At 67.5% G+C, this 22185-nt stretch carries 23 protein-coding genes; 10 read left to right on the top strand and 13 right to left on the bottom strand.

Annotated elements, in window-relative coordinates; translation table 11 throughout:
* Window positions 1–22 precede the first annotated feature (22 nt).
* Both D578_RS0103420 and D578_RS0103415 read left to right on the top strand, forming a co-directional pair.
* A complete protein-coding gene (locus tag D578_RS0103420) occupies window positions 23–757 on the top strand; it encodes an MBL fold metallo-hydrolase (RefSeq protein WP_018948584.1) in 735 nt (244 codons plus the stop codon).
* A 22-nt stretch (window positions 758–779) separates the two neighbouring features.
* On the top strand, window positions 780–2099 hold the full coding sequence (locus D578_RS0103415; protein ID WP_018948583.1) for an MFS transporter: 1320 nt from the start codon (window positions 780–782) through the stop codon (window positions 2097–2099).
* 27 nt (window positions 2100–2126) lie between these two features.
* Here the strand turns inward: D578_RS0103415 and D578_RS0103410 are convergent, their stop codons facing one another.
* Window positions 2127–2585, bottom strand: a complete 459-nt coding sequence (locus D578_RS0103410; RefSeq protein ID WP_018948582.1) for a DUF6231 family protein — start codon at window positions 2583–2585, stop codon at window positions 2127–2129.
* Between the two features lie 105 nt (window positions 2586–2690).
* Between D578_RS0103410 and D578_RS0103405 the strand changes: the two genes are divergently transcribed.
* The 5 genes from D578_RS0103405 (at window position 2691) to D578_RS0103385 (ending at window position 8210) form a co-directional block, all read left to right on the top strand.
* On the top strand, window positions 2691–3173 hold the full coding sequence (locus D578_RS0103405; protein ID WP_018948581.1) for a Crp/Fnr family transcriptional regulator: 483 nt from the start codon (window positions 2691–2693) through the stop codon (window positions 3171–3173).
* Window positions 3174–3197: 24 nt separating this feature from the next.
* Window positions 3198–3989, top strand: a complete 792-nt coding sequence (locus D578_RS0103400; protein WP_018948580.1) for a YdcF family protein — start codon at window positions 3198–3200, stop codon at window positions 3987–3989.
* Window positions 3989–6067, top strand: coding sequence for a hypothetical protein (locus D578_RS0103395; RefSeq protein WP_018948579.1), 2079 nt, complete (start codon window positions 3989–3991; stop codon window positions 6065–6067). The genes D578_RS0103400 and D578_RS0103395 overlap by 1 nt, the downstream gene beginning before the upstream one ends.
* 107 nt (window positions 6068–6174) lie before the next feature.
* Window positions 6175–6804 (top strand): YdbL family protein, encoded by a 630-nt coding sequence (locus D578_RS0103390; RefSeq protein ID WP_042798333.1) that lies wholly within the window; start codon window positions 6175–6177, stop codon window positions 6802–6804.
* Between the two features lie 38 nt (window positions 6805–6842).
* The gene (locus D578_RS0103385) at window positions 6843–8210 is read left to right on the top strand and encodes a YihY/virulence factor BrkB family protein (RefSeq protein ID WP_018948577.1); all 1368 of its coding nucleotides are present in this window, start codon (window positions 6843–6845) and stop codon (window positions 8208–8210) included.
* A gap of 19 nt (window positions 8211–8229) precedes the next feature.
* On the opposite strand, the gene D578_RS0103380 is transcribed toward D578_RS0103385, so the two are convergent.
* Window positions 8230–8661, bottom strand: coding sequence for an SRPBCC family protein (locus D578_RS0103380; RefSeq protein WP_018948576.1), 432 nt, complete (start codon window positions 8659–8661; stop codon window positions 8230–8232).
* A gap of 157 nt (window positions 8662–8818) precedes the next feature.
* Between D578_RS0103380 and D578_RS0103375 the strand changes: the two genes are divergently transcribed.
* The 3 genes from D578_RS0103375 to D578_RS0103365 are packed head-to-tail and all read left to right on the top strand — an operon-like array spanning window position 8819 to window position 13624.
* Window positions 8819–9277 (top strand): hypothetical protein, encoded by a 459-nt coding sequence (locus tag D578_RS0103375; RefSeq protein WP_018948575.1) that lies wholly within the window; start codon window positions 8819–8821, stop codon window positions 9275–9277.
* 55 nt (window positions 9278–9332) lie between these two features.
* Window positions 9333–10460 (top strand): efflux RND transporter periplasmic adaptor subunit, encoded by a 1128-nt coding sequence (locus tag D578_RS0103370; protein ID WP_018948574.1) that lies wholly within the window; start codon window positions 9333–9335, stop codon window positions 10458–10460.
* Window positions 10457–13624 (top strand): efflux RND transporter permease subunit, encoded by a 3168-nt coding sequence (locus tag D578_RS0103365; protein WP_018948573.1) that lies wholly within the window; start codon window positions 10457–10459, stop codon window positions 13622–13624. The genes D578_RS0103370 and D578_RS0103365 overlap by 4 nt, the downstream gene beginning before the upstream one ends.
* Here D578_RS0103365 and D578_RS0103360 read toward each other — a convergent pair.
* From D578_RS0103360 to mtnB, 11 genes are all read right to left on the bottom strand, one after another.
* Window positions 13602–14027, bottom strand: coding sequence for a DUF1841 family protein (locus tag D578_RS0103360; protein ID WP_018948572.1), 426 nt, complete (start codon window positions 14025–14027; stop codon window positions 13602–13604). The genes D578_RS0103365 and D578_RS0103360 overlap by 23 nt on opposite strands.
* 27 nt (window positions 14028–14054) lie before the next feature.
* On the bottom strand, window positions 14055–14705 hold the full coding sequence (gene nth / locus D578_RS0103355) for an endonuclease III (protein WP_018948571.1): 651 nt from the start codon (window positions 14703–14705) through the stop codon (window positions 14055–14057).
* Window positions 14706–14770: 65 nt separating this feature from the next.
* Window positions 14771–15208 carry a hypothetical protein gene (locus D578_RS0103350; protein WP_018169451.1) on the bottom strand — a complete coding sequence of 146 codons (438 nt, stop codon included), beginning with the start codon at window positions 15206–15208 and terminating at the stop codon, window positions 14771–14773.
* 107 nt (window positions 15209–15315) lie between these two features.
* The gene (locus D578_RS0103345; protein ID WP_018948570.1) at window positions 15316–16017 is read right to left on the bottom strand and encodes an electron transport complex subunit E; all 702 of its coding nucleotides are present in this window, start codon (window positions 16015–16017) and stop codon (window positions 15316–15318) included.
* Window positions 16014–16709: an electron transport complex subunit RsxG gene (gene rsxG / locus D578_RS0103340; RefSeq protein ID WP_018948569.1), complete on the bottom strand. Its 696-nt coding sequence runs from the start codon at window positions 16707–16709 to the stop codon at window positions 16014–16016. Before rsxG ends, D578_RS0103345 begins: the two co-directional genes overlap by 4 nt.
* Window positions 16702–17763: an electron transport complex subunit RsxD gene (gene rsxD / locus D578_RS0103335; protein ID WP_018948568.1), complete on the bottom strand. Its 1062-nt coding sequence runs from the start codon at window positions 17761–17763 to the stop codon at window positions 16702–16704. The genes rsxG and rsxD overlap by 8 nt, the downstream gene beginning before the upstream one ends.
* Entirely contained in the window at window positions 17763–19415 is a 1653-nt protein-coding gene (gene rsxC, locus D578_RS0103330; RefSeq protein ID WP_018948567.1) for an electron transport complex subunit RsxC, read from the bottom strand. The genes rsxD and rsxC overlap by 1 nt, the downstream gene beginning before the upstream one ends.
* 31 nt (window positions 19416–19446) lie before the next feature.
* Window positions 19447–20028 (bottom strand): electron transport complex subunit RsxB, encoded by a 582-nt coding sequence (gene rsxB / locus D578_RS0103325; protein WP_018948566.1) that lies wholly within the window; start codon window positions 20026–20028, stop codon window positions 19447–19449.
* Window positions 20025–20603, bottom strand: a complete 579-nt coding sequence (gene rsxA / locus D578_RS0103320; RefSeq protein ID WP_018146036.1) for an electron transport complex subunit RsxA — start codon at window positions 20601–20603, stop codon at window positions 20025–20027. The genes rsxB and rsxA overlap by 4 nt, the downstream gene beginning before the upstream one ends.
* Before the next feature lie 174 nt (window positions 20604–20777).
* The gene (locus tag D578_RS0103315) at window positions 20778–21485 is read right to left on the bottom strand and encodes a hypothetical protein (RefSeq protein WP_018948565.1); all 708 of its coding nucleotides are present in this window, start codon (window positions 21483–21485) and stop codon (window positions 20778–20780) included.
* The gene (gene mtnB, locus D578_RS0103310; RefSeq protein WP_018948564.1) at window positions 21485–22105 is read right to left on the bottom strand and encodes a methylthioribulose 1-phosphate dehydratase; all 621 of its coding nucleotides are present in this window, start codon (window positions 22103–22105) and stop codon (window positions 21485–21487) included. Before mtnB ends, D578_RS0103315 begins: the two co-directional genes overlap by 1 nt.
* Between the last annotated feature and the right edge of the window lie 80 nt (window positions 22106–22185).

The following is a 22185-nucleotide window of genomic DNA, read 5'->3' as shown; positions in this document are numbered from 1 at the left end:
AAATCGGTCCAGGAGGCACGTCATGTTTTTCCATCAGCTGCCCACGCGGGAATCGTCGCTTTCCTATCTGTTCGGCTGTGGATCGCTGGGGAAGGCGATTGCCGTGGATGTGGTGGACGGGGACCAGGACTGGTTTCTGGAGCGGGCCCGCGAGGCGGGTGTCGCGATCACTCATGTGATCGACACGCATATCCATGCCGACCACTATTCCGGAGGCCGTGATCTGGCAAGGCGTGCCGGAGCCGAGTATTGCCTCCACGCGTCGGATCGCTCGGTGGTCGAGTTCGACTTCCATGCGTTGGAGGATGGCGAGCGTATCGCGGCCGGGAATGTCGAGGTCGAGGTGATCCACACCCCGGGGCATACCGAGGACAGCGTGTGTCTGCTGGTGACCGACAAGCGTCGCGGCGATCAGCCCTGGTTTGTGCTGACTGGCGATACGCTTTTTATCGGAAGCATCGGGCGGCCCGACCTGGCCGGGCGCGAGCGCGAGATGGCAGGGCGCATGTTCGACAGCCTGCATCAACGCCTGCTGGGTCTGCCGGACGAGCTGGAGATATACCCGGGCCATTATGCCGGGAGCGTCTGTGGCGCAGGCCTGTCCGGCAAGCCCTCGTCCACCCTGGGCTTCGAAAAGCGCTTCAACCCGGGGCTCGCGATCAGCGACCGCGAGGCGTTTGTCGAATTTCTGACCGGAGATATCCCGCCGCGTCCTTCGGGGATGGATGCCTACGTTGCCGCGAACATCGCGGCCTGATCCGCAACAAAAGGGACTCGTCATGACGGACCATCACAAGGCCGCGGAGGCCTATGCCCACCTGACCCATGGAATCCGGGAGAACCTCGGGCAGTTCGGTCAGCAGTTGATCCAGGTCTTTTTTGTCGGCCTGACGATCGGAATGATGCGTACGGTCGTGCCGGCCCTGGCGGAGAGCGAGTTCGGCGTGGCCGAGGGCTCGTTCATGATGCTGACCGCGTTCGTGGTCGCCTTCGGCGTGGTGAAGGGGGCGCTCAATTTTGTCGCGGGGCGCCTGTCCGAGCGGCTGGGCCGCAAGACCGTGCTGATGCTTGGCTGGGTGGCGGCGATTCCGATCCCGTTCATGATCCTCTACGCACCCTCCTGGAGCTGGATCGTGGCCGCGACCGTGCTGCTGGGCGTGAACCAGGGCCTGGCCTGGTCGATGACCCAGACGGCCAAGATGGACATCACCCGTGCCGACGAGCGCGGCTTCACCATGGGGATGAACGAGTTCTCCGGCTATGTCGGGGTTGCCGTGGCGGGGATCGTGACCGGCTACATGGCGGCCGCCTACGGCCCCCGCATGGGGCTGCTGATCTTTGGCCTGGTAGTGATCGCGCTGGCGATCGTGCTGACGGCGCTGTTTGTGCGCGAGACCCTCGACTGGGCGAAGGCCGAGGGCGCGCGGCATGCCGCCGGGCAGTCCACAGGGCCCATCCCGCGTTATTCGAAGAATATCTCCGATACGCCCAGCACCTGGGAGGTGTTCACGCTGATGTCCTGGCGCGACCGGCGCATGGCCGCGTTCAGTCAGGCGGGGCTGGTCGAGAAGTTCGTGGATGCGCTGGTGTGGGTGTTCTATCCGGTATTCCTGTACCAGCAGGGGCTCAGCCTGGCGGCGATTGGCTGGGTGGTCGGGATCTACGGCTTCGTCTGGGGCGGCTCGCAGTTCATCACCGGCCGCCTGTCGGATCACGTCGGACGGCGGCAGCCGATCATCTGGGGCATGTGGATTTGCGGCGGCGGGGTGGCGTTGACGCTGCTGGGAGAGGGCGTGCTGTGGTGGTCGTTCGCGGCAGCGGTGACCGGTCTCGGCATGGCGCTGCTGTATCCCAACCTGAGCGCGGCAGTGGCGGACATCGCGCATCCGAACTGGCGCGGTTCGGCGATCGGGACTTACCGCTTCTGGCGCGATCTTGGCTATGGGGTAGGCGCCCTCGGGCTGGGCATCGTGGCCCATGTCGGCGGGTCGGTGGTCTGGGGCTTCTGGTTCGTGGTGATCGCGATGTTCGCCTCCGGTGCCGTGGTCTGGTGGTGGGGCGAGGAGACGCATCCTCGCCTGAATCCGGACGACGAGTAGGCGTGTCGTGTCTGCCTCGGTGGGCTGCTACCAGCGGCGCTTGTCCCACATCTCCGGGTTGGCCCAGAAGCGGGCGTTCAGCCAGTCGGGGGTGAGCTTGTAGTCGTACAGGCTGGTGCGATAGACCGTGTGGTCCGGCGCGGCCGCCTCGGCCTCGGGGTCGTGGCGGAAGCCGAGGGCGAGGAAATCGTTCAGGCCCCAGCGTTCGTCGTCCCGGCGGTGCAGGATGAGCACCTCGTCGGCCCAGCGGTCGCGCAGCCCGCCGAGCAGCTGTTGTCCCGTCGTGACGTCCAGAGCGCTCAGAGTATCCGGCAGCAGGACCAGCGGCACGCGCGGCCCGGGCGGGTGCTCGAGAAATGCCGCGACGCTCTCCTGCTCGACGCCCGGAGGGCTTTCCTGGCGATCCGGGTCAGCCACGAGCAGGACGGCCCGGCCGTCGCGCAGGCGCCGCGGCAGGTGGCGGCGCAGGGCATCGATGTCGATCAAGCGGTACCTCCCCGTTGGTCTTCGTCACCCCGTCCCGGGGTCGCGTTCGTTATACTCTAATGTACTCTCACTTCTACTGCGGACCCGTCAGAAGGAAGCCTCTCCATGTCCAAGGATTTGCTGACCGAATTCCTCTCCAAACACCCGATCTCGGCCTCGCTGACGCCGGCCGAGGTCGAGATCCTTCTCGAATACCTGGAGGTGCTGGAAACCCATCACAAGCAGGTGATCGCCGATATCGGCGAGGTCGGGGAGTCGTTGTTCTTCGTGGTCAGCGGGACCGCCGCGCTGTACCACGACGACGGCAATCAGGAGATCGAGGTCGGGCGCATGCAGACCGGCGAGCTGGCCGGGTCCATGTCGTTCTTCGACCGCGTGCCGCGCGGCGTGCGTATGCGCGCCCTGAGTGACAACACGCGCCTGCTGCGTCTGTCGCGGTCCATGTATGACCGCCTGCGCGTCGAACAGCCGTACATCGCGGTGAACCTGCTGGAGTTCGCCATCATCAGCCTGGATCACCTGATCCGCCGGGTTTCCGAGGACGTGGCCACCTACGCCCACTACCTCTACTCCCCGGGCAAGAAGTAAAGCGGGGCGCAGGCGGAGAGCGTCGTGCTCGCGTCCCTGCAGACGGCGGTCGAATACCTGCTGCTGCCCCCGGGGCTGGGGATTGCGCTGACCCTGGTCGGGGTCGCCTTCTGGCGCGCCGACTGGCGCGGGGGGCGGCCGTTATTGGCGCTGGGTCTGCTGGCGCTGGTGCTACCGAGCCTGAATGTCGTCGCCCAGCCGCTAGCACACAGTATCGAGCGCGATCTGCGCGATGCCGTGGTCGCGGTGGGACGGGCCGATGCCATCGTGGTGCTGGGCGGCGGGCGCTGGCCCGGACGCGCCGAGGACGGCGGCCGTGATGCCCTGAACCCCCAGACCCACGAGCGCCTGCGCCATGCCGCGCGGCTGCACCGCGATAGCGGGCTGCCGCTTCTGGTCTCGGGCGGGCGTCCGGGGGCGTTGCCCGGGCGGCGTTCCGAGGCCGAGTTGATGGCGGCTGCCCTGCAAACCGATCTGGGCGTGCCGGTGCGCTGGCTGGAGAGCACGTCGCGCAACACCTGCGAGAACGCCACGCATACCCGCCAGCGCCTGCAGCAAAGCGACGTGCAGCGGGTGCTGGTGGTGACCCAGGCCCTGCACATGCCTCGGGCCCTGGCCTGCTTCGAACGTGCGGGCCTGGCGGCCGACCCGGCCCCGACCGGCTTTCGCGGCCCCACGAGCGATCCACGGCGGGTCGAGGACTTCCTGCCGACCCTCGATGCCCTGGAGACGTCGCGCTTTGCCCTGCGCGAATGGCTGGCCCGCCTGGTGCGGCCGCTGCGCGATCGTCTGCCGGAGCGGGGCGACCCGGCCTGATGCTCGCGCCGCGCCGTGCACCGGGATTGTATGGCGCGGCGGCCGGGCTGGTGCTCTTCCTGCTGGCGGGTGTGGCCGTGGCCACGGATGCGGAGGCTGAGTTCGATGGCGGCATCCAGCTGGATCTGCGGATCGAATCCCTGTTGCGCGAAGATCTCGACGCGCATGGCCTGAGCACCCGGGTGCAATGGACGAGCGCCGGCCTGTCCCTGGAGATCCGCGCGGATCGCGTCGAACTCCCCGAGCCAATCGGAACCCTGCAAGACCTGCGTGTGGAATGTGGTGATCTGCAGGTGAGTCGTGCCGAGGTCCGCTGCGATTCGGCGCAACTTTGGGGCGATGCCGGGGATCTGCACCTGCGAGGTGCCCGAGTGGGCCTGTATTGGGGGCGCGAGACGGGCGAGTTTGCGCTGGCGGGTGCGTGGCCCGGCTGGTTCGGGGCGCAAGGGGATTTCCACGTGCGGCTGGATCCCGCTCGCGGCTGGGATGTTCGGGCCGATCTGGCGGGGATCAATCTGGCGGCCCTGGCCGGATCCGAGCGTCTGCCGGTGGAGTTGCCCGTGCATCTGGGGCAGGGCGCTGCGGATCTCGCGCTGCACTGGCGTGAACGCGGGCGTTCCGAAGCCACCCTGGCAGTACACGATCTCGCCTTTAGCGACGATCTGGGTCTGCAGGCCGGGGAAGAACTGGACGGTCGGCTGCGCCTCACGGGCGACGCCGACGGCTGGGATGTCGATCTGGCGCTGACAGCGGGTGTGGTGTTCGTCGACCCCTGGTTTGTCGATCTCGATGCCGAGGGCCCGGTGGAGCTGGAGGCCCGGGGGGTTGTGGGGGATGGCGAGGGCCTGGCCGTGCGGGCGGATTCGCTGTCACTGGATTATGGCGACGCGGCCGCTCTGCAAGGACAGGGCCTCGCCTTTGCGCCCGAACACGGTCTGGATGGTCAGTTCCAGGGCGAAGTCGGGGCGTTGGGCGTGATCTACGACAGCCTGCTGTCGCCCTGGCTGGTGGGGACCGCGTTGGGCGAACTGGATGCCTCGGGTCGTCTGACCGGCGAGGTCGAAATGCACGCCTCCGCAGCGCGCTACGCCCGGGTCGAATGGTCCGGGGTCGAGGCCCAGGACCGGCGCGGGCGCTTTGGCGTGAGCGGTGCGCAGGGCGAACTGGACTGGTCGGCCACCGTGCCGGGTGGCCCCGGGCGAATCGGCTTTGAAGCCGCCCATCTGTACGGCCTGCCGTTCGATGCCTTCGCGGCCCGGGTGCGCACCCAGCCACAGGGGCTGGAGCTTCTGGAGGCGACCGAGATCCCGATCCTCGATGGGGGCTTGCGGGTCGGAGCCTTCAGCGTGCAGCAGACGGAGACGGGGCCGGACGTGCAGTTCCAGGGCGGGATTCGGGCGATCAGTCTTGAGCCGCTGACCGAGGTCCTGGGCTGGCCCCGCTTCTCCGGGCAGGTCGCCGGGATGATCCCGCGCGTGCGCCTGGAGGACGGTGATCTGAACGTGGATGGGCGGTTGCTGGTCCAGGTGTTCGATGGCGAGGTGGTGCTGCGCGATGTCTATATCCACGATCTGTTCGGCTATGCCCCGGAGCTCGGGCTGTCGACGCAGATCCAGCGCCTGGACCTGGAGCTGGTCACCCGGGCCTTCGATATCGGACGGATCCAGGGACGGCTGTCCGGGCACGTGAACGATCTGGTGATGGTGGACTGGTCGCCGGTGCACATGGATCTGGAGCTGATGACGCCATTGGACGATCCGGGACGGCGGCGTATCAGCCAGCGGGCGGTGGAGAACATCACCGAGCTGGGTGGCGGCCTGCAGGCGGCGGCCTCGTCGATCTTCCTGCGCTTTTTCGAGAATTTCAGCTATAGCCGCCTGGGCTTTCGCTGCGAACTGCGCGGGGACGTGTGCACTGCTTCCGGCGTCGAGGATCGCCCGGACGGCGGGTTCGTACTGGTAAAGGGTGGTGGCCTGCCGCAGATCGAGGTGATCGGCTACAACCGCCGGGTGGACTGGCCGGAGTTGATTGAGCGCCTGGCGACGATTCAGGGCGGCGAGGGCCCCGTGGTGCAATAGGGCCCCGTGAGGCAATTAAGGATCACGCGATGTTTGGTTACGGTTCAGGATGATGGTGTAGATTGGGCACATGCGGGGTTCACCCGCCCGAACAAGGGATGACAGGCATGAAGGCTTTGTGGAGTGTTCCGGGACTGGCTCTGATGTTCGCGCTGCTTGCGGGTTGCGTGACCATCAATATCTATTTCCCCACGGCGGCGGCGGAGGAGGCGGCCCGCGCCATCGTGCGGGATGCGCTGCAGGTGCCCGAGGCCGAGCCGGCACCGGAGTCCGAGCCCGGTGTGCAGCTGCCGACGTCGGAGCTGCGTCACGCGGGCACGGCGAGCGCCGCGCCGGTGTTGGTGTGGGTGCTGGCACGCCTGGTGAGCCCGGCTGCCGCACAAAGCCCGGACCTGCAGATCGAGACCCCGGCCATCAACCGCATCCGCGCCTCGCTGCGTGAGCGGGGGCCGCAGTTGTCGCCGCATTTCCGCAGCGGTGCAATTGGCTTCGGCAACAACGCAGATGTAGTGATCCGGGATCTCTCCGAAGTCCCGCTGCGCGATCGCAGCACCGTGCAGCGCCTGGTCAGCGAGGAGAACTCGGACCGCGATTCGCTCTACCGCGAGATCGCCCGCGCCAACGACCGTCCGGACTGGGAACGCCAGATCCGCGAGACCTTTGCCCGCGTCTGGGTGGAAGAGGCCCCCTCGGGCTACTGGTATCAGGACGGCAACGGCCAGTGGCAGCAGAAGTAACGTCGCGTGAAGGAAACCCACATCCACGGGAGTGAGGCGTGGCCGGCGTAGCCTGGGCCGAACGCCTGGATGCCCGGCGCCGCCACTTGACGGAGCTGGTCAATTACACGGACCTTTCGGCGCTGCCGCGCTGGAAGGCCGTCCCCCTCGGGATGGTGCGCGGCGTTTTCGCCCTGGTGCGCGAGGTCTCCGAGGGGCAGCTGACACTGCGCGCGATGAGCCTGGTCTTCACCACGCTGCTGTCGATGGTGCCGTTGCTGGCGCTGTCGTTCTCGGTACTCAAGGCCTTTGGTGCCCACAACGCGGTGGAGCCGTTCCTGCTGGGCGTGCTTGAGCCCCTGGGCGAACAGGGGGTGGAGATCGCCCACAACGTGCTCGAGTTTGTCGACAACATGCGCGTGGGCGTGCTTGGGTTCGTGGGTCTGCTGTTCCTGGTCTACACGGTCATCGCACTGGTGCAGAAGATCGAGCTGGCCTTCAACGCCATCTGGCGGGTGGAGAACAGCCGCAGCCTGGCCCAGCGTTTCTCCAACTACCTGTCGGTGATCCTGATCGGCCCGGTCCTGGTGGTCTCCGCCATGGGGGTCACCGCCACCGTGATGTCGTCGGCGGCCATGCAGACGATTGCCGGGATCGGGCCCGTCGGCATGCTGATCACCGAGATCTCGCGGCTGGTGCCCTACCTCCTGATCATCGCCGCCTTTGCCTTTATCTACGTGTTCGTGCCGAACACCCGGGTGAAGGTGATCCCGGCGCTGATCGGGGCCATCGTGGCGGGGCTGCTGTGGCAGAGCGTGGGCTGGGTGTTCGCCAACATGGTGGCGGGTTCGACCCGCTATGCGGCGATCTACTCCAGCTTCGCGATCATGATCATGCTGCTGATCTGGCTCTATCTCGCCTGGTTGATCCTGCTGATCGGCGCGAACGTCGCCTTCTTTGTGCAGCACCCGGAATACATGAACGTGCGCGGTATCCGCCTGCGCCTGTCCGGCGCGGGGCGCGAGCGCATGGGCCTGCACCTGATGCAGCAGGTCGGCCAGCGCTTCCATGACGGGCATCCGGCGCCGACGCTGGACGAGGTCGCCGCGGCGCTGGCCGTGCCGGGCAATGCCCTGGGGGGCTCCGCGCGCCGGCTGGAGGAGGCCGGGCTGCTGTTGAAGGCGGGCGAGGACGGGCAGCAGCTGGTACCGGCGCGGGATCTCGCCGCCATCCGTGTGGACGAGATCCTGGAGGCCCTGCGCGCGGACACCGACGACCACGCCATCCGCCGCTTGCGTGGCAGTTCGGCGGTGGAGACGACTTTGAAGGAAATCGATGTGGCGCGGCGGGAGCGTCTCGATGGACGCACCCTGCGCGATCTTTTGAATGAGACTGCCGGCCATTCCGGAGCGGTGGAAACCGCCTGACGGCTCGCCTGAAGGTCCGTCAGGAGCGCGGCGCCTCGGCGTCCAGGCGCTGTTGGGCGCGGGCCATCAGCTGCCCCGATACGCGTTCCACCAGCGACTGTGCCATGCGTCGCACGGCGGCATCCAGGATCGGATTCAGCTTGTACTCCAGTTCGAAGTCCACCCGCGTGTGGCCCTCGCCATCCGGGGTCAGCCGGTAACTGCCGCGATTGTGAACCCCGCGGATGGAGCGCCAGGCGAAGTGTTCGGGGGCGATGGCGCTGCAGACCTCGACGTCGAAGCCCATGCGCATGCCGGCGGCGCGAATGGTCCAGCGGTAGCAGTCATCGCCCAGCCGCTCGATATGTTCCACGTGGTCGCACAGGTCCACGAAATTGGGGACATGGCTCAGGAGCTCGAAGACCCGATCCGGCTCGGCGCGCAGGGAGGTGGAGTGGCTGATTGTACGCATGGAGGATTCATCTTCGTAGGCGGCTCTTTGGACTAAGAGCCTGGCGTGGGTTCGGGGTTCCACGCAAGTGCGGACCGGATCGGCTTCCACCGGCTTGTCGCACCCGGGGTGGGGGCCTACGATGTTCGCTTACGCTGGCGACCCCCGGATGCCCTTGATGTCCACCGCGCAACAACGTCCCGAACCTGACTTCCTGCAACGATTCGAGGCCGGTTCTACCGGCATTCTGTACTGGGAACAGCTGGACCACCTTTGGACGCGTCTGCGCGAGCACGCGGACGGGGGCTGGTACGTCTATGCGGTGGGGGAGGCGGTCCCGGACGAGCCGGTGCCGCAGGAGACCTTCCTGCGTTTCATCGACGAAGTCGACCCCCTGCTGCGGCGTGATCACGACGAGGATTACTGCGGGATCGTATACGTCGACGACCGCGAGCATCCGGAGTTCGTGAAGATCTTCGATCCCAACAACCTCGGCTCCAGCTGCGGCTCCTCCGGGCTCCGGGTCCTGCCGGGCTGGGTCGTGTCGCGGGTGCCGCCGGTGGACCTGGAGGTCGCGGTGCCGCCTACCGGCAGCCGCCGACGCTGGTGGCAGCGGCTGTTCGGCGGTGCACAGTGAGACCCGGGGCCGGGTTGGTGGTGCGGTCCACCCGGACCTGCCCGGAAGTGTAGCGATGAGCGGGTCTGTCTGGCAGCGCCTGCGCGCCCAGTCCCGGTTGTTCATCGCTCTGGGCATTCTGATCCTCGTGGTGGTCTGGATCGTCTCCGGGATGCTCGGGCGCGAGGCGGAGGAGCCGCCGCAGGCAAGCGACCCCCAGCCCATGGCGGTGGCGGTGACGGAACTCACGGCCGAGTCGGTAGAGCGTTTGTTGGTGCTGCAAGGGCGGGTGGAACCGGATCTGCGCGTGATGGTTCGCGCGGAGACTGCCGGCCAAGTCGCCGAATGGGCCGTGGCCCGCGGGGCGCGGGTGGATGTGGGGGATGAACTCGCGAACCTGCGCATGGATGATCGCGAGGCGCGGCGGCGGCAGGCGATTGCCCGGTTGCGCGGGGCGGAGAGCGAATACGAGGCGGCCCAGCGCCTGCACGACCAGGGCCATGTCTCGCGTACCCAACTGGAGGCCCGCGAGGCGGAGCGCGAGGCCGCACGGGCCGAGCTCGAGGCGATCGAGCTGGACATCCGCAACACGCGGATCGTCGCACCCGTCGCGGGCATCGTGAACCAGCGCCTGGCGGATCGCGGCGACTTCGTCAGTCGCGGCGACCCGGTTGCAGAGGTGGTCGACAACGACCCGCTCCTGGCGGTGGTGCATGTACCCCAGCACCAGATCGGGCGGGTCGAGCCGGGCCAGCCGGCGCGGATCCGTTTCCTTGATCGACGGCGTGCCGAGGGCGAGGTGCGGTTCGTTTCGCGCGTGGCCGAATCGGGCACGCAGACCTTTCGCGTCGAGATTGCCGTGCCGAACCCGGACGAGGCACTGCCGTCGGGTATCAGTGCCGGCGTCGAGATCCCGACCGCTGTGGTGCAGGCGCACAAGCTGTCCCCGGCCTGGATGGGGCTGGATGACGCCGGGCGTGTGGGCGTGAAGACGGTCGACGAGGTGGATCGGGTGGTGTTCCACGCCGTGGAGGTGATCCGGGCCGCGGCCGATGGCGTCTGGGTGACCGGCCTGCCCGAACAGGCACGGGTGATCACCATCGGCCACGGTTTCGTGACGGATGGCGAGCGGGTGCGCCCGCAGGCGGCGGAGGCGGACCCCGGGGCGGCGGTGCCGGAATCGGTGGACGGGGCGGCGCCGTGAGGTCCCTGATCGCCTGGGCGGTGGCACATGCCCGGACGGTACTGCTTTTTCTTCTGCTGATCCTGGTGCTGGGGGCGACCGCCTACAACATCGTGCCCAAGGAGGCGGCACCGGAGATCGATGTCCCGATCTTCTTTGTCTCGGTGCCGTATCCCGGGGTCAGCCCGGAAGACGCCGAGCGGTTGATGCTGCGGCCGCTGGAACGCGAGCTGCAGGCGCTGCCCGGGGTGGACGAGATGCAGTCCTGGGCGGGTGAGGGTTTTGCCCTGGTGCGTCTGGACTTCGAGCCGGGCTGGGACAATCGCCAGGCGCTGTCGGACCTGCGCGAGGAGGTCGACCAGGTGCGCCCCGAGCTGCCGGCCGGTGCGGAGGAGCCGAGCGTCTCCGAGGTCGATCTGTCGCTGTTTCCGGTGCTGACGCTGAATCTCTCGGGGCCGCTGGACGAGCGGGCGCTGGTGCGCCTGGCGCGCGAGCTGCGCGACCGGGTCGAGGCGATCCCCGGGGTGCTGGAGGCGGATGTCGGCGGGGATCGCGAGGAGCAGATGGAGGTCCTGGTCGATCCGCTGGTGCTGGAGACCTATGAGCTGTCCTTCAGCGAACTGACCCGCGCGATCGAGCGCAATAACCGGCTGGTGGCGGCCGGCGCGCTGGATACCGGTGCCGGACGTATTCCGCTGCGCGTGCCGGGCACGATCGATGATATCGACGACGTGCTGGATACCGCGATCCGCGTGGAGGGCGATGCGGTGGTGCGGGTTCGCGATGTCGCGGAGGTGCGCCAGACCTACCGAGATCCCGAGGGCTTCACCCGGATCGATGGCCAGCCGTCGGTTTCGCTGGAGATCCGCAAGGCCTCCGAGGCCAATATCCTCGAGGTCGTGGCCGCTGCCCGGGCGACCATCGAGGCCGCCCGGGCCGACTGGCCGGAAGCGGTGGAGGTGACCTACCTGCAGGACATGGCGCGGGATGTGGATGACCTGCTGGGGGACCTGGAGAACAGCGTGATCACCGCGGTGCTGATCGTGGCGCTGGTGATCCTGGCCATGATGGGTGCGCGGGCGGCGCTGCTGGTGGGAATGGCGATCCCCGGGGCCTTCCTTGGCGGCATCCTGGTGATCTACCTGATGGGCTTCACGCTGAACGTGGTGGTGCTGTTTGGCCTGATCCTGGTCGTGGGCATGCTGGTGGACGGCGCAGTCGTGGTCGTCGAGCTGGCGGATCGCTATGTCGCCGAGGGCATGGCCCGGGCGGATGCATTCCGCGCGGGCGCCCAGCGCATGGCCTGGCCGATTACCACGGCCATAGGTACCACCCTGGCGGTGTTCGCGCCCATGCTGCTGTGGCCCGGCATGGTCGGTGAGTTCATCGTCTACCTGCCGGCCACCGTGATCGTGACCCTGATCGCCTCGCTGGCGATGGCGCTGGTCTTTATCCCGGCGCTGGGTGCGGTGATCGGGCAGAGCCGGCCGATCAACGCCGCGCAGACGCGCTACGTGCGCGCGGCGGAGGAGGGACGCTACGACGAATTGCAGGGGATTACGCGGGCCTATATCCATCTGTTGCAATCCCTGGTGCGGCATCCCGTCTGGACGCTGGCCGGGACGGTCGCGGTGGTCGTGGTTGCCTACGCGCTGTATGCCACGCAGGGCCAAGGTGTGGAGTTCTTCCCGCAGGTCGAGCCCGACTTCGTGCAGGTCCAGGTGCAGGCGCGCGGGGATCTCTCCGTGTGGGAGGCGGACGCCCTGGTCCGGCAGGTGGAGGGTGCCGTGCGCGGCGTGCCCGAGATCCGCCACGTCTACGCGCGCACCATCGGGACCCAGCTGGGCCGTCTGCAGGGCGACTATGCCGAGGACGTGATCGGGGTCATCCAGCTGGAGCTGATTGGCTGGCGGCAGCGGCCACCGGCTTCGGCCATCATCGAAGACCTGCGCCGGCGCACCGCGGACCTGCCGGGGATTCGCCTGCAGTTCAGGTCCCAGGAACGTGGACCGAGCGAGGGTCGCCCGATCGTGGTCGAGGCCGCCAGTGCCGATCCCGACCGGATCCCACCCGTGATCCGGCAGCTGCGCGCCGAGGTGGACGCCCTCGGCGGGTTCGTGGACGTGACCGACGATCTGCCCCTGCCCGGGGTGGAGCTGGAGGTGCGCTTCGATCGTGAACAGGCGGCTCGTTTCGGGGTCGATGTCCCGTTGCTGGGCGAGGGGGTTCAACTGGTCACCAGCGGGATCCTGCTGGGCACCTACCGTCCCGACTACAGCGACGAGGAGGTCGATATTCGCCTGCGCTTGCCGGCTGCGCAGCGCCACCTGCAGCAGCTGGCGGGCCTGAACCTGCCGGGGGCGACCGGACTGGTGCCGCTGGCCCATTTCGCCGAGCTGGTGCCCGTGCCGGCGACCGGCCTGATCAAGCGCCGTGACGGTGATCGGGCCTACACCCTGGAGGCGGATGCGGGCCCCGGCTATCTGGTGGACGAGCGCCAGCGTGCGCTGCAGGCGCGGATGGCCGAGCTGGAGCTGGACCGCGAGGTACGTCTGCGCTTTCGCGGTCAGGCCGAGGAGCAGGCCGAGGCCACAAACTTCCTGCTGAGGGCATTCGGGCTGTCGCTGTTCCTGATGCTCGCGATGATGGTGACCCAGTTCAATCGTTTCTCCCAAGCGTTTCTGGTGCTCTCGGCCATCGTGTTTTCTACCGCCGGGGTGCTGCTGGCGTTGCTGGTACGCGGGGAGCCCTTCGGCATTGTGATGAGCGGGATCGGTGTGCTGGCGCTCGCGGGTATCGTGGTGAACAACAACATCGTGTTAATCGATACCTATAACGAGCAGCGCAGGCTTAGGCTGGATGCGACGGAGGCGGCCCTGCGCGCGGCCGCGCAGCGGATGCGCCCGGTGTTGCTGACGGCGATTACGACCATCCTGGGGCTGTTGCCGATGGTCCTGGCGTGGACGGTGGACTTTTCCGGCCAGGACTTCTACGTCGGCGCGCCGGTCACCGGGTTCTGGGTCCAGCTGGCCACGGCCATCGCCGGAGGGCTGTTGTTCGCGACCCCGCTGACCCTGCTGTTCACGCCCGCCATGCTGGTATTACTGGACCGGTGGGGGCTGGATCGACCGCCCACGTCCGCAAGCGCGGCGGGCTCCTCGGTCAGCGGGTCGCCAGGCGCTTGATGCACTCGAGGTAGGCGTTCTCGTCCGGCGCGGCGTTGCTGCGCTGGGCTTCCCACAGGATCTGGCCCAGGCACTCCATCATCCGGTGCTCGGCATCCATGACGCCGAAGCGGGCACACAGGCCCTGGTGCAGCTGTCGGGTGCCGGCCGGGCGGTCGGTGCGTGCCTGATCGCGCAGGCTCAGGTGCATCGCCATGTGTAGGAACGGGTTGGAGGTGCCGAGCTCCGGCGGGAATTCGCCGGTCAGCGCGGTCTCGCGGTCCTTCAGGTAGTTGTGGTACTCGGGGTGGTCCGAGATCACGTCCACCAGTTGCTGTTCCAGATCGGACAGGGCCTCGCCGGCCTGGGCCTTTTGCCAGGCGTCGACGAACTGGGTGCGGATCTGGTCGCGGTTGCCGTACATGGGGTGTCCTCGGGGTAATGGTGGTGGTCAGGCGCCACGGGTCGGGGGCGGCGTCTTGGCCTTGTATTCGCACAGATCCTCGATCGGGCAGCGCCAGCATTCCGGTTTGCGCGCCTTGCAAACGTAGCGCCCGTGCAGGATCAGCCAGTGGTGGGCGTCCTGCAAGTACGCCTTCGGGGTCAGGCGCATCAGGCGCTTTTCCACCTCCAGCACGGTTTTTCCCGGGGCCAGTCCGATGCGGTTGGCGACGCGGAAGATGTGCGTGTCCACCGCGATGGTGGGGACGCCGAAGGCGGTGTTGAGGATGACGTTCGCGGTCTTGCGGCCAACGCCCGGCAGTGCTTCCAGCGACTCGCGATCACGCGGGACCTCGCCCCCGTGGCGCTCCACCAGCAGGCGGCAGGTTTTCATCACGTTCTCGGCCTTGGCGTTGTACAGGCCGATGGTCTTGATGTGTTCCTTGAGACCGTCCAGGCCCAGCTCGAGGATGGCCTCGGGCGTGTTGGCGACCGGGTAGAGACGGCGCGTGGCCTTGTTGACGCCGACATCCGTGGCCTGGGCCGACAGGATGACCGCGATCAAAAGTTCAAAGGGGGTGTCGTAGTCGAGCTCGGTCGTCGGCTCGGGGTTCGCCGCCTTCAGGCGCTCGAAGATGGCTTCTCGCTTCGCGGCGTTCATGGATGCGGGGCTCCAAACAAACCGGCCCCGCTTCGCGGGGCCGGCAACTCGCGTAGTGGCGTTCCTCAGACGTGGCGGAAGTGGCCAATATCCGGCGCAGCGTCGCGCGGGTTGGACTCGGCTTCCTTCTCCAGGTCCTTGATCAGCTTGGCGTGCTTCTCTTCGATGTCGTGCATCGCTTTTTCGTCCATCTTCGGGAAGATGACGTCACGGATGAACGAACCCAGCTCGTCCAGGCAGCTCGGCCAGTACTTGTCGTTCAGGTGGAACGCGTGGTGGGCATGGGTGCCCATCGGGTAGCTGTCGAACTTGCGGATCATGGTGTAGGACAGGTCGCTGTCCTTCTCGACAAAGTCCTTGGCGAAGTCGTACCACCACTTGTAGTACTTCTCCTGGAGCTCGTCGTTGAACCCGTGGTTCTCGAAAAAGGCGGCGATCGTGCCGCGCGGGGCGAGGCCGTAGCGCGTGCCGCGCTTGCCAGCAAACGGGAAGTGTCCAGCCATGCCAATCTCCTGGGACGTTTGAATGTCCGGGGCATGCACCCCGGTAGAACGGATTCGTGGCGCCGGAAGTTTACCGGCTGACACCCAATAATCAAGGCCAGACCCGATCAGGCGTTGTCGGGGCTCGCCTCGGTTGCGGTCGCTGTCTCGTCGTCGGTGGTGCTTGGTTCCGCTTCGAACTGGCTGTCGATCCAGTTCTTGGCGGCGATCAGCAGGCCCATGGCCATGAATGCGCCGGGTGGCAGCAGGGCCAGCAGGAAGCCGTGCTCGGACGGGTAGAGCTGCAGGGTCATGCCGTGGCCCCAGTCGCCGAACAGCAGGTGGGCGTTGGCCATCAGGGTGCCCTGGCCAAGGACCTCGCGCAGGGCGCCCAGGGCGATCAGCACGCCGGTGAAGCCCAGTCCCATCATCAGGCCGTCCAGCGCGGCGCGCGGGACCGAGTTGCGCGAGGCGAATGCCTCGGCGCGGCCGATGATGGCGCAGTTGGTCACGATCAGTGGGATGAAGATGCCGAGGATCAGGTACAGGCCGTGGAACCAGGCGTTCATCGCCAGTTCGATCGCGGTGACGATGGAGGCGATGATCAGCACGTACACCGGGATGCGGATCTCCGGGCGCGCATGGTCACGGATCAGCGAGACCAGCACGTTCGATAGCAGCAGGGTCAGGGTGGTCGCGATGCCGAGGCCGATCGCGTTGACCATGGTGCCGGAGATCGCCAGCAGCGGGCACAGGCCCAGCAGCTGCACCAGACCGGGGTTGTTGTGCCACAGGCCGTCGCGAATGATTTCGGTCAGGGTCGGGTTCATCGGTTTGCCTCGTTGTCCCCGTTGGCTTCGTTGTGCGGGAGCGGTTCCACCACGGAGCCGGTCGCGTCGGGCCGGGTCGCCAGCAGCTCGTCGCGGTGTTGGGCGAAGTATTCCAGTGTGCGATAGACGGCGCGAACCACCGCACGCGGGGTAATGGTGGCCCCGGTGAACTGGTCGAAGACCCCGCCGTCCTTGCGCACGTGCCAGCCCTCGGCCGGCGGGTCGCCCAGCGAGCGCCCGTCAAAGCTGCGGATCCAGTCGGAGCGTTCGGCCTCGATGGTATCGCCCAGTCCCGGGGTCTCGCGGTGCGCGGAGACCCGTACGCCCTGGAGTTCGCCGTCGCGGTCGATGCCGATCAGCAGGTGGATGTTGCCACTGTAGCCGTCGGGGGCGACCGCGGAGAAGACGATACCGACCACCTCGTCGTCCGCATCGCGGGCGAACCAGGCCGGCAGGTGAGCGCCGCCCAGCAGATCGTGGTCCAGGTCGATGGTGTCGTGGACCGGGTCGTTGCGGTAGTCGAGTTCCCCGGTCAGCTCCGCGATGCGGTTGCGGTTGACCGCCATGCGGTTCTCCGCGATGCGCGCCTCGGTGGAGTCCTGGACCAGGGCGACGATGCCGGCCCCGGCGGCGGCAAACCCAGCGAGCAGGGCGGTCGCAAGCAGGATGTCCCGCGGCTTCAGGTTACCCATGGCCGTCCCCCGGTGGCGGTCCGCGGCGCTCGCGGCCGAAGATGCGCGGGCGCGTCAGGTGGTCCAGGGTCGGCGCGACCATGTTCATCAGCAGCACGGCGAAGGCGACCGCGTCCGGGTAGCCGCCCCAGGTGCGGATCACGAAGATCAGCACGCCGATGCCGGCACCGTAGAGGATGCGCCCCAGCGGGGTGGTGGAGGCGGAGACCGGATCGGTGGCGATGAAGAAGGCCCCGATGATCACTGCTCCACTGAACACGTGGAAGGCCGGGGAGGCGAAGGAGTCCGGGTCCAGAATCCAGAAGAAGCCGGCCGGGATCGCCACGCCCAGGATCACCGCCACCGGGATGTGCCAGTGGATGATCCGCCGGAACAGGAGGTACAGGCCGCCGAGCAGGAAGAAATTGCCGATCCACTCCCAGCTGGTTTCGCTGAAGGTGCCGAACAGCGGATTGGTGGTGATCTCGCTCACGGTGCGCCCGGCGCCCAGGCCCTCGCGCATCGCATCCAGCGGTGTGGCGCGGGTGATGGCATCCCAGTCCATGGCGGCCGGGAGGCTGCCGGTGAGGATCGTCTGCAGCGTCTGGCCGAGGCCCAGCGACATCTCGGACAGGGTGTCCGGGGCCGGCCACAGGGCCATCTCGCGCGGGAACGAGACCAGCACCACCACGTAGCCGACCATCGCCGGGTTGAACGGGTTGTAGCCCAGCCCGCCATACAGGTGCTTGGCGACGATGATGGCGAAGGCGATGCCGATCAGGGTGACCCAGATCGGTGTGAGCGGCGGTACGGCCAGGGCGAATAGCCAGCCGGTGACGATCGCCGAGTTGTCGCCCAGCGTGGCCATCACCGGGCGCTTGCGGGCGGCGACGATCGCGGCCTCGAAGGCCACCGCGAACAGCACCGCCAGGACCACATTGACCAGCACGCCCCAGCCGAAGAACCAGGCCATCGCGAGGGTGCCGGGCACCAGTGCCATCAGGACCTGCTGCATGACCCCGCCCACCGAGTGGGCCGGGATCATGTGCGGCGAGGATTCGGTGCGAAAGCGCATCAGCGGTTGCCCGTGTCCGTGGAATCGCGTTCGGCGGGTGCGTCGGGTTTGGCGGCGGCCTCGTCCGGTTGTTCGGTCTTCGAGTCCTCGGTTGTGTCCCCGGCCTTGGCGGCCTTGCGCGCCCGGGCGCGCTCCAGCGCGGCCTGGATGGCGGCCTGCTTGTCGCTGTCGGCGTTACCGTCGCCATCGGCGCTGCCCTCTTTCTTCTTGAGCGCCGCCTTCTTCTTGGCCATGCGTTCGGCCTTTTCGCGTTCCTCGCGCTCGATGCGTTCCTGGCGGAACTCGTAGCGCTCGCGCGCGATGTCCGACTTCTGGCGTTCCTTCTCGCGGGCCCAGATCTCGTTCTTGGCATAGCGGTAGTACTGCACCAGCGGGATGTTGCTGGGGCAGACATGCGCGCAGCAGCCGCATTCAATGCAGTCGAACAGGCCGTAATCCTGGATCGTGTCGAAGTCCTTGGCTCTGGCCTGCCAGTAGAGCTGCTGCGGCAGCAGCTGCGCCGGGCAGGCGGCCGCGCACTCGCCACAGCGGATGCAGGGCATCAGCGGGCCGGGGGCGGGGGTGTCCTGCGGGCGGGTGGCCAGCAGGCAGTTGGTCCCCTTGATGACCGGGATGGCGTCGTCGTGGACCGCGAAGCCCATCATCGGGCCGCCCATCACCAGGCGGTCCACGCCCTCGGCGTAGCCGCCGGTGGCGGCGATCACATCGGCGAACGGGGTCCCCAGCAGGGCCTCGACATTGCGCGGATGCTGCACGCCCGGCCCGGTGACGGTGACGATGCGCGACAACAGCGGGCGACCCTGGATCACGGCGTCACAGACCGCCTTGAAGGTACCGGGGTTGTTGCAGATCATCCCGATGTCCGCCGGCAAGCCGCCGCTGGGGACCTCCTGGCCGGTGAGGACCTTGATCAGCTGGCGCTCGCCCCCGGTGGGGTAGATGGACGGCACCGAGACCAGCTGGAGCCGGTCGCGCAGCTCGCCGGGGAGGGTCTCGGTCAGCGCCCGCATCGCCTCCGGCATGTTGTCTTCCACCGCGAACAGCACGCGCTCCACACCCAGCAGGTGCGCGACAATGCGGATGCCCTCGAACACCGCCTCGGGGGCGCTGCGCAGCAGCGAGTCGTCGGCGCTGATGTAGGGTTCGCACTCGGCCCCGTTCACGATCAGCGTGTGGATGCGCTGGCCGGCGCGTGGATTGAGCTTGACCGCGGTGGGGAAGGCGGCACCCCCCAGTCCGACGATCCCGGAATCACGAATGCGCTGGCGCAGCTTGCGCGGGTCGCGGGTGTCCCAGTCGAGCCAGGGCTCCATGCGAGTTTCGCCCCAGTCGTCGCGGCCATCGCTTTGGATGATGATGCAGGGGGCGTTGAGGCCCGAGGGGTGGGGTACGGCGTGGTTAGTGATCTCTACCACCTCGCCGGAGGTCGGGGCATGCACGTGGGCCGCGATATAGCCCTTGGACTGGCCAATGCGCTGGCCCTTGGTCACGGAGTCGCCGACCGCCACGCATGGCTCCGCCGCCTCGCCGATATGCTGGCCCAGCGGGACGATCAGCCGGGACGGCACACCCATCACCAGCACCGGATCGCGGGTGCTGGCGTCGGACTCGTCGGCCAGTTTCAGGCCCCCATGGAAGCGATGCAGCTGCATAAGCGTAGTCTAACGGTTCGCGGGCTCCGGCTTAGCCGGATCGCGAACCGTCCGCGATGACGTGGATGGGCCGCTCGATAGGCGAAGGATCCGGCTCCGCCCAGCGCCATTCGGTGATGTCAGTGCCGACCGGGACCATGGCGATGCAGTCCACCGGGCAGGGCTCGATGCACAGCTCGCAGCCGGTGCATTCTTCCTCGATCACGGTGTGCATCTGCTTGGCAGCCCCGAGGATTGCGTCCACCGGGCAGGCCTGGATGCACAGGGTGCAGCCGATGCAGATGTTCTCGTCGATGATGGCGACGGCCTTCTCCTGCTCTTCTTCCTCCAGCGGCGTGGGCTCGCGGTCGAGCAGGTCGGCCAGGGCATGCACGGTCGCCTGGCCGCCGGGCGGACAGCGGTTGATGTCCGCCTCGCCGGAGGCGATGGCCTCGGCGTACGGGCGGCAGCCGGGATACGAGCACTGGCCGCACTGGGTCTGCGGCAGCAGGGCGTCGATCTGATCCACGACCGGGTCGGACTCCACGCGAAAGCGCTGCGCGGCGAAACCGAGGATCACCCCGAACACGGCGGCCAGGCCGCCGATCGCGAGGATGGCATAGAGCACGCTCACAGCCGCACCAGCCCGGAAAAGCCCATGAACCCCAGCGACATCAGTCCGGCGGTGATCATGGCGATCGCGCTCCCGCGGAACATCACCGGCACGTCGGCCACGGCGATCCGCTCGCGGATGGCGGAGAACAGGATCAGCACCAGCGAGAAGCCGACCGCGGCGCCGAAGCCGTACAGGGCCGACTCGACGAAGTTGTGCGCCTCCTGGACGTTCAGCAGGGCCACGCCCAGCACCGCGCAGTTGGTGGTGATCAGCGGCAGGAAGATGCCCAGCACGTTGTACAGCAGGGGCGAGGTCTTGCGCACCACCAGCTCGGTGAACTGCACCACGGCGGCGATGACCAGGATGAAGGCGATGGTGCGCAGGTACTCGAGCCCGAGCGGGAGCAGCAGGTATTCGTTGATCACGTAGGAGCTGACCGCCGACAACGTCAGCACGAAGGTCGTGGCCAGGCCCATGCCGGTGGCCGTCTCGACCTTGCGCGAGACCCCCATGAACGGGCACAGGCCCAGAAACTTCACCAGTACGAAGTTGTTCACGAGGATCGTACTGATGAGGATCAGGACGTATTCCACGTTAATTCCGAGTCTTCAGGTCAACAATACAGTATCCGGGAGTGGTACAGCGTACTCAACCCCGAGGGCTTCGCGGGTATCCGCCTGCTGCGGGGTGACCCCGTCTTCGGGCTGCTTCCAGGTGCGGCGCTCGGCCGGCGGACCACCTTGGGTTCGGCGGGCCTGAGTATGAGACTAGTCGCCCTGCGCGCCGGCGGGCATGAGCGAGGTCAGGGGCCGCACCGGATGCGCGTCCTGCGCATCCGGTGCGGCCTCGGGCCGGGCGCTCAATAGCCAGGCCTGGTGAGCGCAATCCAGTTCGTCGCCGCGCGCGGACAGGACCAGCACCGTCTCCGGTGTGCGGCCGATCTCTTCCGCCAGCCGGCGGTAACTGCCGGCATCCCGACGGCCCCCGATCCGGGTATCGAACAGCCCGTCCAGGCATTCTTCCACTTCCGGGTGCGGACTGTGGCGTAGCCAGTCGCGCTGCACCGGGGCCGGGGTTGCGCCGAAGCTGTAGAGGGCGACGCCGGCCGCGTGCAGGCGCACCAGGGCGTCGGCTGTGGTCGCGTCCAGTTGTGGCTGCAGTGCGCCGGCTTCCAGCGCGTCCGCCCAGACCATGCCCTGCAACTGGCGCACCGGGGTGATGTCCTGACCGCTGCGAATCCACGCGCGGATCTGGTCGAGCAGGCCGTCTACGTCCAGCTCGCGCCCGGAGTAGGCGAGGATGTCCGCCAGGGTGCGCTGCACGGCGGTGGTTTCGGCGTGCCGGTCGAGGAAGTCGGGCAGCGCCTCCAGGGCATAGGGTTCCAGGGTCTCGCGCAACACGTCGGATGGGGCGAGGATGCCCTCGAAGGCCAGGATGATGGCCTGAGGCGCAGAAAGCGCGGCGGAGGCGACCATTACTCGACGAGCTGGCGGGCCAGCGTCTCGCACTCGAACATGAACTCGAAGGCTTCGGTTCGCTGCATCGCCAGTTCTACGGTCTGACCCCACGTGTACAGGCCGTGCCCGGTGATCAGATACCCGGCGAGCTCCGGATTGCGCGTCATGGCGGCGTCGACCTGGGCGGCCAGCTGCTGCACGTCCGGGTGATTGGCAAACACCGGGATCTGGAGGCCGCGCGAGGGGTGTTCGCAACCCGGGAGTTCGCGTAGGGCTTCGTAATCGCGCAGCAGCAGCGCGCCGGCCACCTGACGCGACAGCACCGTGCCGTGGATGCTGTGCGTGTGCAGTACGGCCCCCAGTTTGGGGTCGTGGCGGTACATGATGATGTGCAGGAAGGTCTCGGGGCCGGGGTCTCCGCTGCCGGAGATCAGGTGGCCTTCCAGGTCGACGACCATGAAGTCGTGCGCGTCCAGCAGATCCTTGCTGCGACCGGGGGCGGTGATGACGATGTGCTGGTCATCCAGGCGCGCGGAGAAATGCCCGGTGCGCGCCGGGATCCAGCCGCGGTCCGCGAGCTCGCGTCCGGCGTCGGCCAGCAGGCGGACCTGTGCTTTGAATTCGGGGCTTTGTTCCATGCGTCCGGGGATCGAGAAAAGAGCGGCAGCTTACGCGAGCAACGGGCGCAAATCCATGGGCCGCGGGTGTTCTGCGTAAA

This window comes from Thioalkalivibrio sp. ALMg11, assembly GCF_000377905.1.
GTDB lineage: Bacteria > Pseudomonadota > Gammaproteobacteria > Ectothiorhodospirales > Ectothiorhodospiraceae > Thioalkalivibrio.
This window is presented reverse-complemented; position numbering and strand designations above follow the sequence as displayed.